This window comes from Vicinamibacteria bacterium (assembly GCA_035620555.1).
In the GTDB taxonomy this organism is placed as follows: domain Bacteria; phylum Acidobacteriota; class Vicinamibacteria; order Marinacidobacterales; family SMYC01; genus DASPGQ01.
Genome location: DASPGQ010000102.1, coordinates 1 through 2,361 on the forward strand (window position 1 = coordinate 1; position 2,361 = coordinate 2,361).

The following is a 2,361-nucleotide window of genomic DNA, read 5'->3' on the forward strand; positions in this document are numbered from 1 at the left end:
TACATCGCTTCCGAGCTCATCGAAAGGCTCAGGGGAAACCGCGTCGGGCTCGTGGTGTTCTCCGGCTCGGCGTTCGTTCAGTGTCCTTTGACCGTCGATTACGGGGCGGCGCGGGTGTTCCTCGATACCGTCACCACCGGAATCGTTCCCGAGCCCGGGACCGACATTGCGGGCGCGCTCGAACGGGCGCGCGCGAGCTTCGTGAGCGAGCAGACCCGCTACCGCGTCGTGGTGCTCCTGACGGATGGAGAGGAGCTCTCGGGAAGCGCCCTCGGCGCGGCGGAAAAACTCAGGGACGAGAACATCGTCGTTCACGCCATCGGGGTGGGTACCCCCGGGGGCCAGCCGATCCCGCTTCGAGACGAGCGGGGCGAGGTCACCGACTACGTGAGGGACGACTCGGGCGAGCCGGTTTTGAGCCGGCTGGACGAAGAGACGCTCTCCCGCCTCGCCTTTTCGACCGGCGGTAAGTACTTCCGCATTGCCGAGCAGGATCGCGAGATCGAAGCCGTCGCTTCCGCGATTCAGGCGATGGAGGGAGAAGAGCTCCAGTCCCAGCTCTTCCGCCGCTACCAGGAGCGCTTCTACTGGCCGCTGGGGTTTGCCCTCGCTTTCCTGCTGGCGGAGACTCTGGTTTTGCGGGAGGGGCGCGGATGAGACTCTTCACCGTCGTGCTCGTCGTGGGGCAGATCCTCGGGCCCGCCGAGGAGCGGGAGAACCGTGAGGGCAACGAGCTGTATCGAGACGGAAAGCTGGACGAAGCCCTCCAGAGCTATACGCGGGCTCAGGTGGGCCATCCCGATGCCCCCGAGCTCCACTACAACATCGGGAACGTCCACTATCGCAAGGAGGACCTGGAGACGGCGCTCCAGGAGTATCAGACCGGGCTCTCGACGGACGGGGAAGTCAAGAGGCGGAGCGAGTTCAACATCGGGAACATTCACTTCAAGAACGAGAAGTGGAACGAGGCGATTCGCGCCTACGCCGAGGCGTTGAAGATCGATCCGGCCGACGTCGAGGCGCGACAGAACCTGGAGCTCGCTCTGAAGAAGCGGGAAGAGCAGCAGCAGCAACAACAACAGCAGCAGCAACAGCAGGGAAACGGCGAAGAGGACCAGGACGAGGAACAACAATCCCAGGATCCAGGCGAGCCCGAATCAAACGACGCGGAATCCGCACCGGGCGGGGAGAGTCCTTCCGAGCAAGAGTCGCAACCCCAGCCCATGGAGATGAGCCGCGAGGAGGCGGAGCAGATCCTCCAGGCCCTCGCCCAGATGGAACAGGCGCTCCAGCAGCAACAGCAGGAGAAGCAGAAGGCGAAGGCCCGCGGTAAGGGAAAGATCTGGTGAGTCCCCTCGCACTCGTTCTCGCCCTCGCGAGCGCAACCGTCCAGGATATCGACGTTCAGGCCACCGTGAACGCTTCGCGGATCGGAGTCCAGGACGTGCTCGAGCTCACCGTATCCATCTCCGGAGGAGGTGGCGGGGCGGAGCCCGAGCTGCCGGCCATCGATGGCTTTCGGGTCACGGGTCGATCCACGTCGAGCCAGTTCCAGATCGTCAACGGTCAGATGTCGTCGACTCGATCGTTCATCTATCAGCTGCTTCCGCAGAAGGAAGGGACGTTCTCGATCGGCGCCGTCGCCGTCGAGTCGGGGGGGAAAACGTACCGAACCGATCCAATCACTGTCGAGGTGGTGTCCGGCTCGCTCGCGCCGCGGACGTCGCCCGGGCGTGGAAGCCTCCTCGATCCGTTCCCGAGACGGCGACCGGTGCAGATCTCGGAGGAGGACGTGTTCGTTCGCGCCGAGGCGTCCAAGCCTTCGGTCTACCTCGGGGAGCAGCTCGTGGTGACTTATCGGCTCTACAGTCGCTTCGTTCCCCTCGGGCCCGAGATCGAGGACGATCCCGCGCTCACGGGATTCTGGGTGGAAGAGGTGGACCTGGGTCAGCCCTCGGGCGAACGGCGCACCATCGAGGGCAAGGAGTTCTTCACCTTTCCTCTCAAACAGCGCGTCCTGTTCCCGACCAAGACGGGCACGCTCGACGTTCCGCCTCTCACACTCTCGATGGCGTTTCGTTTGAGCGCGAGCGATCCTTTCGATGCTTTCTTTGCGCGGGCCTCGGAGCCGGTGACCCTCCGCACCCAGCCCGTCTCGATCGAGGTGCGGCCCCTTCCGGTCGCGGGGCGCGGACGCGAGTTCGAAGGCGCCGTGGGCGAGTACCGCTTCTCGGCCGAGCTCAACAAGGAGGAAGTCCGCGCCGGGGACCCCGTGAGCCTCACTTTCTCTATCGAGGGCAAAGGGAATCTCCGGGTCGTGAAAGCGCCCGAGCTTCCCGAGCTCGCCGGCTTTCGAACGTT

The 2,361-nt window shown here is 64.5% G+C and carries 3 protein-coding genes; all 3 read left to right on the plus strand.

Translation table 11 applies throughout. The features are described 5' to 3' along the window. A partial coding sequence (locus tag VEK15_04170) for a VWA domain-containing protein (protein HXV59867.1) occupies positions 1 to 657 on the plus strand: 657 nt, incomplete at its 5' end. Further along, complete coding sequence (locus tag VEK15_04175) at positions 654 to 1,349, plus strand: tetratricopeptide repeat protein (GenBank protein ID HXV59868.1); 696 nt, start codon at positions 654 to 656, stop codon at positions 1,347 to 1,349. The genes VEK15_04170 and VEK15_04175, both read left to right, overlap by 4 nt. Further along, the coding region (locus tag VEK15_04180) for a BatD family protein (protein ID HXV59869.1) at positions 1,346 to 2,361 on the plus strand (1,016 nt) is incomplete at its 3' end. The genes VEK15_04175 and VEK15_04180, both read left to right, overlap by 4 nt.